Origin of the sequence: Meiothermus cerbereus (assembly GCF_051297115.1) — a bacterium.
Classification (GTDB): domain Bacteria; phylum Deinococcota; class Deinococci; order Deinococcales; family Thermaceae; genus Meiothermus; species Meiothermus cerbereus_A.
The window spans coordinates 43,064-50,349 of the sequence record NZ_JBEVAL010000013.1; the positions used below are offsets into that span (position 1 = coordinate 43,064).

The 7,286-nt window shown below is 61.5% G+C and carries 6 protein-coding genes and 1 other RNA gene; 2 read left to right on the forward strand and 5 right to left on the reverse strand.

What is annotated here, in order from left to right; translation table 11 throughout:
* Positions 1-507, forward strand: coding sequence for a DUF1648 domain-containing protein (locus ABWU19_RS04640; protein WP_435900597.1), 507 nt, complete (start codon positions 1-3; stop codon positions 505-507).
* Here ABWU19_RS04640 and ABWU19_RS04645 read toward each other — a convergent pair.
* The 3 genes from ABWU19_RS04645 to ABWU19_RS04655 form a co-directional block, all read right to left on the reverse strand.
* On the reverse strand, positions 492-1,571 hold the full coding sequence (locus ABWU19_RS04645; protein ID WP_435900602.1) for a prephenate dehydrogenase/arogenate dehydrogenase family protein: 1,080 nt from the start codon (positions 1,569-1,571) through the stop codon (positions 492-494). The two genes, ABWU19_RS04640 and ABWU19_RS04645, sit on opposite strands and share 16 nt — an antisense overlap.
* 142 nt (positions 1,572-1,713) lie before the next feature.
* The gene (gene aroF / locus ABWU19_RS04650) at positions 1,714-2,751 is read right to left on the reverse strand and encodes a 3-deoxy-7-phosphoheptulonate synthase (protein WP_435900598.1); all 1,038 of its coding nucleotides are present in this window, start codon (positions 2,749-2,751) and stop codon (positions 1,714-1,716) included.
* Between the two features lie 193 nt (positions 2,752-2,944).
* Positions 2,945-3,352 carry a hotdog fold thioesterase gene (locus ABWU19_RS04655; protein ID WP_435900599.1) on the reverse strand — a complete coding sequence of 136 codons (408 nt, stop codon included), beginning with the start codon at positions 3,350-3,352 and terminating at the stop codon, positions 2,945-2,947.
* Between the two features lie 61 nt (positions 3,353-3,413).
* Between ABWU19_RS04655 and ssrA the strand changes: the two genes are divergently transcribed.
* Positions 3,414-3,769, forward strand: a transfer-messenger RNA (tmRNA) gene (ssrA, locus tag ABWU19_RS04660).
* Between the two features lie 267 nt (positions 3,770-4,036).
* Here the strand turns inward: ssrA and ABWU19_RS04665 are convergent.
* Positions 4,037-5,458, reverse strand: coding sequence for a vWA domain-containing protein (locus ABWU19_RS04665; protein ID WP_435900600.1), 1,422 nt, complete (start codon positions 5,456-5,458; stop codon positions 4,037-4,039).
* Between the two features lie 137 nt (positions 5,459-5,595).
* Positions 5,596-7,017, reverse strand: coding sequence for a hypothetical protein (locus ABWU19_RS04670; RefSeq protein WP_435900601.1), 1,422 nt, complete (start codon positions 7,015-7,017; stop codon positions 5,596-5,598).
* Positions 7,018-7,286 lie beyond the last annotated feature (269 nt).

Genomic DNA, 7,286 nt, shown 5'->3' on the forward strand with positions numbered 1-7,286 from the left:
ATGAAAAGCAGTACCGGATGGATTTGGGTAGGTTTTTTGCTTGCAGGCTTCTGGTATCTAACTGCGGCAACCTATCCGAACTTGCCGGAGCGGATTCCAGGGCATTTTGGCTTCGATGGCGGCGTGACCCGCTGGGCGGATCGCTCGGAGTTCTGGGCGCTCCCGGCGGTGGCCTCGGGAGTAGCGCTGCTGTTTTTTGTGCTTACCCGGCTGGCTTTCAAGTACCCCGAGCTGCTCAACCTACCCAACAAAAAGCTTTTCTTGTCCTTGGCACAGCCCAAGCAGCTCATGGTGATGCGCAGGCTGGACAGCCACCTGGCCATACTGACGGGCTGGGCCTGCATTTATCTTGCATATACCCAGTGGAAGGTATACCAGGTTGCGGCGGGAATAACCCCGAGCCTGGGGGGAGCATCTTGGCTGGGCCTGGCAGTTCTGGCCTTGCTACTGGGTTGGATGATCAGGGACATCAACCAGGTGCTGCGGCGGGTTCAGCGCACCTTATAGCCGATGCCCCCCAGAATCTGGCGGGCCTGCTCGCGCTCCTCGGGGGTGGCAAAGCCCATGCGGATGGCTCCGCCCTCGTCCCGGATGGCCAGCACCTCGAAGTTTTTGATGTTGACCCCGGCGTTGCCCAAAGCGGTGGAGACTGCGGCAATTTGCCCGGGTTTGTCGGGGACTTGCACCACCAGTTCGTTCATTACTGGCAGCAGGCTGCGCTTGACGATAGGCAGGGAATCGCGGGTGCGCTTGGCTTCCTGGGCCACCTCGAGCAGGTTTTCGGGGCGCTCGAGCAGGTTTTCCAGCTCCAGCATTATTGCCCGCAGGTCTTCGATGGCTTCGCGCAGGGCCTGTTTGTTGGCTACCACCATATCGCGGCTCATGCGGGGCGAACCCGAGGCCACACGGGTCAGGTCACGAAAGCCCCCAGCGGCCAGGAACATCAGCAGTTCCTGGTGGGGGTCCTGGGCCACCAGCCGGTTGAGCCCTACCGCCAGCAAATAGGGCAGGTGCGAGATGCGGGCCACCAGCCGGTCGTGTAGTTCGGGGGTGATCTCGAGAGGGTAAGCACCCAGGTTCTGCACCAGCAGGCGGATGGTGGTGAGTGCGCTGGGGGCCGTGCTGGACGCAGGGGTAATGACCCAGACTGCATTTTGCAACAAGCCTGCGTGGGCCGCTTCTACCCCAGCTTTTTCGCTGCCCGCCATGGGGTGCGAACCCACAAAGTTGGGCAAAATGCCGGTCAGGGCCTGTACGACGGGCTGCTTAACGCTGCCCACATCGGTCCAGACGGTATGAGGGCTAGAAAATTGCGCCAGCTTCTGACCTTCGCTTATTAGTACCCCCACCGGGGCGGCCAGTACACCCAGGTCGAGGTCGGCTACCCAGCTTCCCAGCGAAGCGTGCACCCTGTCCACGACCTGAAGGGCCAGGGCATCCTCGAGGGCCCCAGGGTCGGGGTCGTAGGCGTGAATCTCCTCGGCCAGGAAGCGCTCGCGCAAACCCAGTGCTACGCTGCCGCCCAGCAGACCGATGCCAAAAATGCCAACTTTGCCAAACAAAGGCTTCATCATAGGGAAAGTCTGTTGAAGACCTCTTCACGTCCGGTAACGAACTAACCCAATCCGGCGTGAAACATGGTTCGCCTGAGAATTCTGGAAAACCTCATCACCCAAAGGGATGGATGCCGATGTGCTGCGGGGTATTGCCAGCTCAGACGGGCTTTAGCTCCTGGGCCAGCCTGTGCCCCAGCGCAGGCAGAAGGGCCTTAACCCTGCTCATCATATCGGCAAACTGGGCTTCGTTGAGCTGCTGGGCTGCATCGGACTGGGCTTTTTCGGGGTCGGGGTGGGTTTCCACAATCAACCCATCGGCCCCCGCAGCCAGGCCAGCCAGCGCCAGGGGGGTCACCCAGTCGCGCTTACCGGCGGCGTGCGAGGGGTCTATCCAGACCGGAAGGTGGGTCAGGCTTTTGAGTACCGGCACTGCCGAGATGTCCAGGGTGAAGCGGGTGGTTTTCTCGAAGGTGCGGATGCCGCGCTCTACCAGAATCACCCGCATGTTGCCCTGGGCCAGCACATACTCGGCCGACATCAAAAACTCCTCCAGGGTCATGCTCATGCCCCGTTTGAGCAATACCGCCCGGCCCGACTGCCCCGCTGCTTGCAGCAGAGCAAAGTTTTGTGCGTTCCGTGCGCCAATCTGGAGCACATCGGCATAGGTGGCCACCAGGTCGACCTGTTCCGGCGAGACCACCTCGGTTACGATGGGCAGGCCGGTTTTCCGGCGGGCTTCCGCCAGGATTTCCAGCCCTTCCTGGCCCAGGCCCTGGAAGCTATATGGTGAGGTGCGGGGCTTGAAGGCCCCACCCCGGAGCATCTGGGCGCCGTGTTTTTTGACATAGTGGGCTGCCGTGAGGGTCTGCTCGAGGCCCTCTACCCCACATGGCCCCGCGGCAATCATCACCTCACCACCCCCGGTGGCCCCGGTGTTCCAGCGCAAGACGGTGGGCTTGGGCGAGACCTCGAGCGAGGCCAGCTTGTAGGGCTTGGAGATGGGAATAACGTCTTGCACAGCAGAAAGCGCGCGGAAGTGCTCAATCAGCTCTGGGGTAGGCCCTTTGCCAATAGCCCCGATCAGGGTGGTGTGCTCCCCCTCGGACACGTGGGGCCGGTAGCCCACCCGGCGTACTTCCGCCACCACCGACTCGATTTCTTGAGGCCCTGAACCGTGTTTCATAATTATCAGCATCGCCTGCCCTCCTTGCGCGCAAAAAAACTTCCGGGGAGCTTAATCCCCGGAAGCAGCGGTGCCATAGACGACTACGCAGGCCTCACGGGGCGTACAGGCCAATAAAAATACCCAAAAAAGCAGGTATTCTGGCTTGTGGAACCCCTCGAGGTCTGCATATGTCCGTGAGCATATCGGGCTGTCCTTGTGCTTGTCAACTTCCGCGTATGGGGGTGATGGCCAGCGTGCAGCGCGAGATGCAGACCAGGCGCCCCTGCTCATCACGAATTTCAATGCTCCAGACGGCGGTGGTGCGGCCCGTGTGGAGCGGGGTTGCGCTGGCCGTCACCTTGCCGGACTGCATGGAGCGCAGGTGGTTGGCATTGATTTCCAGTCCAAAGCTGGTATAGCCCTCGGGTGCGGCCAGATAGGCCCCGATGCTGGCGACCGTTTCGGCCAACGCCACCGAAGCGCCCCCGTGCAGGTAGCCAAAAGGCTGGTGCAGCCTGGGGGTAACTTCCATCTCGGCCACCACTTTTTGCGGGGAGGCCTCCAAAATATGGATACCCAGGGTTTTGACCAGTGAATCGCGCTCGAGCTGGGTGGGGTCGGTCTTGCTCATGAGTAATAGCCTACCGCACCTTCTCAAAAAGAAAAAAACCTGTTACAATACGTATTCGCCTGGGGGCGTTCTGGTTTCGACAGGGGCTCTTGAAGGCAGTACGGCGTGTCGAGGTAGCCCATGGCCTCGTAAAAATGGGCAAAGCCATAACTGGCAACGTTCGTAGCAACAGCTACGCTCTCGCTGCTTAAGTCAGCGACGTTCTTCAGAAGCCCAGCCGATGGCGTACTGAACGAACGACCTAAAGTCGGCTAGCTCGAGGCAAGGCTCCGTAGCCAAGAGCGAAACCTCTTCGGAGCTTGGTTCAGGCCCGCTGTTGGTGGCGACAGCCTGGACGACAACTAAACACCAACTACACACGTAGAAGTCTGCTGGATGAGTCTTTGGACGGGAGTTCGAACCTCCCCGCCTCCACCAAGCGCCACTCATGCAATCGCATGGGTGGTTTTTTATGGACCCCACCCGAGGCTTTTCGTTTTGTGCGGGTCATAAGAAATCCTTCAAATACGCTCACTTTGCTTCTTGGTAAAAACAGATGGCAGGGATCCAGCGAGATTACATTACGAGATGCTGTCTTCGCTATTTTTGCCCCGCACGAAAACAAGAAGTGGGTGTCATTCTCTCTGAGGCAGTTGTCGAGCATGCCGCCATTCCCGTTTTGCTGTGCTCGAAAGAAGCGGCACACTACGGGGCATTCAGGGATACCTGGGTTTCCAAGCGTCTGTGCAGTACCCGGTACTGGAAAAAGTAAAACTCTGCCGCCAACAACAGCGCGGCCAGCAAGGCCAGCCATGGAGCCATCTGTACGGTGCGTGTGGGGGGTAGGGGCTGGTCGGGGCTGGGGCGGGGCAGCAGGGTTTCGCTGGGGTCTAGCAGGCCGCTCCTGATCTCGCCCCGGGGCACGACCAGGTTGTAGAGCAGAACCGGAAAGGCCGGCAGGTTTTGCAGGCGCTCGGCAGGGGGGAGGTACACCCCAGCCTGGTGATACCAGGCCAGAACCTGGCCGGTGGCGCTAATGGCAAGAGGCCGCCAGCCGGGGGCTTGCGGGGGAGGGGGAATGGGGAGGCTGTAGCCCACCAGTTCGGCCCCCCGCAAATAGGGGAGGGTACGCTCCACGTCGAGTACTGTGGCCTGTCCACTGGCCTGCTCGGCAAAAAAAACCGTGAAGCGGGTGGGCTCGCGCCGGGGGGTGCCCACCTCGAAGGCAACTTCGCTGGGGCTGCCCCGGCTGGTGCCCAGCAAGGCCAGGAGACGCTCGAGCGCCGGTGAGCGGCTCGAAAGCTCTACCCGCACCAGTCGCCTGGAAAAACGGGCCTGGTTATCCAGGGCCAAAGCATCGTTGCCCAGAATGCGGGCGCTGGGTGTGGCCGAGGGTACTTCCAGGCTGCTGTAACCACTGGCGGGCACCTCGAGCGCATACCGCTGGCCGTCTACCAGCAGCTCGCCCCGCCACAACCCAGGCCCCGCGTTGGCTACCGCCACAAAACCAGGCCCAATCGCGGTTATGCCCACATTGCTGCCGTTGCTGGCCACGTTGAGGTAGCCATCGGTGTCAGGTGGCGAGGCCTGGTCGGTGATGGTCAGCACCCGGGCCCCAGGCAGCAAGGCCCGGCCCCTTGCAATGGCAAGCGGGAGGTTGCTGCTGGCCGCCTGGGGCCGAAGGCCCTCGAGGGTTTCCAGCAAACTTTGCCCTGGGGCCGGGCCAAAGGTTTGCACCTGGCTTGCTGCGACGACCAGAACCGCTCGAGGCGAAGCCGCCAGGTGTTCACGGGCCAGGGTTTTGGCGCGCTCGAGGCGGCTGGGGCTTACGTCGGTAGCGGCCATCGAGGCCGAGGTGTCCAGCACCACCACCAGCTCGCCAGGGCGATCCAGCGAAATTTGGGGTAGGGCCAGGGCCAGCGTTGCCAGCAAAGCCGAAAGCAGCAGCAAAAATAGCCGCACATCAAAGCGCCTGCGGGCCCGGCCTTTGCGCAAGGCTTTTTGCCACAGCCAGAGCCCCGCCACTTTGCGCACGGGGGGCTGCCTGCGCCGGTACCATAGCCAGACCAGCCCCAAGACCGGGGGTATCAGCAGCAACAGCCAGGGCAAAGCAAAAGCCACCTGCACCCTTTTAGCATAGGCGCTTTGGGCTTAAATCAAAGCGCACTGGTCAACCAATGCCAACCAAGCACACCGTTGGATTACTACCCAACTCCGCACGGATGGGCCCGCGGCATGGCTGAGGCGCAGGGCAGGTCTTGCTGCTACCACCGCACCTCGTAAAAGCCCCGGCCAACCAGGCTGTTGCCCTCTACCACAGCATAGGCAAGCCCCAGGCCAAAGCGCTGGCCTGCAAGCTCGAGGAAGCGGGTAAGGGACTGGGCAAGGTCGCGCTCGAGCGCACCACCCTGGTTCCCGATGGTTTGGGGCAACAGGTCGCGTAGCGAACCAAGCTGCTGCTGCAAGAGCGCACCCTGGTTGCTGAAGGTATAGCCCACTGCATTGGCGGGAATGCGCACGCGGAAACGCTGAAAGCCGGGATCGTTGCGCCAGGCTGGGTTCTTGCTGGCGGCCAGGGCGCTTTTGCTGGTGGCTATTACCAGCCGACTGGGCTCGAGCTTGTAGTAAAGAACCCCCATCAGCCCCACCTCCACCGCCTTAAAGTCGCCTTCGTTGCCCAGCACCTTAAAGCCACCCTGCCCCTCAGGGCTTGCGAAGGCCGCCAGGCTTTGCAAAAGCGCCAGCAGATTGGCCTCGGCGGTTGCGGGGTCGCGTAGCTCCCAGTAAATCAGACTATGGCCCAGTATGGCCTCGCTGCGCCCGTCTGGGGCAGGGGGCGGCCCGGGCACCGTGACGGTGGCAAAGCGTGCACCAAATGCCCTCAGGTCGAGATTTAGCCGCACATCAAACTCGCGCAGCAAGCCCGGCAGGTAAGCACCAAAGCGGCTCAGGTCAAACACCCCGGTCGAGACCGCGTAGCCCTGGGGAAGGTCTGCGGCGTTGTAGGGGCGTTCCTTGGGCAGCAGCAGGCTGGCCAGGGCGGGGTCGGCGGCGGGGTTTAGGTCCAGACGGGTTTCTTCGGTATAGCCTCCGGGGGTGAGTTGAATGGCATAGCTAAAGCGGCGGATGATGCGGGCCGCAGCGCTGGTTCTGGGAGGTAGATCCAGGCTACGTATCAGGTCTTGTGGAGGGGCTGCCCACAGCACGATGTCCCCCCGCACCGGGGCTTGCAGACCCCGGCGGTTTTGCAGGAACAGGCGGGCATATTTGGGTGAGGCAAAAAACACCAGCTCGCGGCTGAAGCCTGTCTCGACATCGCGGTCACCCCCCACCAGCCAGCCGCCCTGGGGGCGCAGGCCTTTGGTATCGCGGCGCAAGACCTTCATGGCCTCGGCGCTGGGGCGGGCTATCACAAAAAACCCGTCGGAATACAAAGCTGCCGCCAGGCCGCCTGCGGCAATTCCCAGCAGGGCAGCATCGGAGCCTGCTTGTTGCCGCAGCTCACGGTTAAGCAAGGCCTCCATCCCACTTTGCTTCCAGTCGGCGGCCAGCCCACGCAGGCTTCGGCTGCCGCGCAGGTCGTTCAGGTAAAAGCCGGCTACAGCGCCCTGCGGAGCCAGTGCAAGCAGGTTTTGGGCCAGGGCAGAGCCCAGCAGAAGCAGCAAAAAGATCAACGGGCGAACCATAGCCTTCATGGTACTCGCCCGAATCTGGAAAATGTACTGTTTTTGCCCTGACGAGGGGGTGATATAAACCCCACCTGAAGCTTTCTGTTTAGGGCAGGTCAAAACCGACCGGATGCAAGGGCAGCTCCTGGCGCAGCTTCAGGTGGGGGCCCCAGCAAAAAGAACAAATCAAAGACATCTCTTATGAGAGACTGTCTTAAAACTTTCCCAGACGATATAATCGAGCATGAATAGTCGAGCAAGCTGCTACCCAAGCGATCTTTCGGACA

Coding starts and splice junctions, on each gene's coding strand:
- ABWU19_RS04640 (WP_435900597.1), top strand. CDS start 1: ATGAAAAGCAGTACCGGATGGATTTGGGTAGGTTTTTTGCTTGCAGGC.
- ABWU19_RS04645 (WP_435900602.1), bottom strand. CDS start 1,571: ATGAAGCCTTTGTTTGGCAAAGTTGGCATTTTTGGCATCGGTCTGCTG.
- aroF (WP_435900598.1), bottom strand. CDS start 2,751: ATGCTGATAATTATGAAACACGGTTCAGGGCCTCAAGAAATCGAGTCG.
- ABWU19_RS04655 (WP_435900599.1), bottom strand. CDS start 3,352: ATGAGCAAGACCGACCCCACCCAGCTCGAGCGCGATTCACTGGTCAAA.
- ABWU19_RS04670 (WP_435900601.1), bottom strand. CDS start 7,017: ATGGTTCGCCCGTTGATCTTTTTGCTGCTTCTGCTGGGCTCTGCCCTG.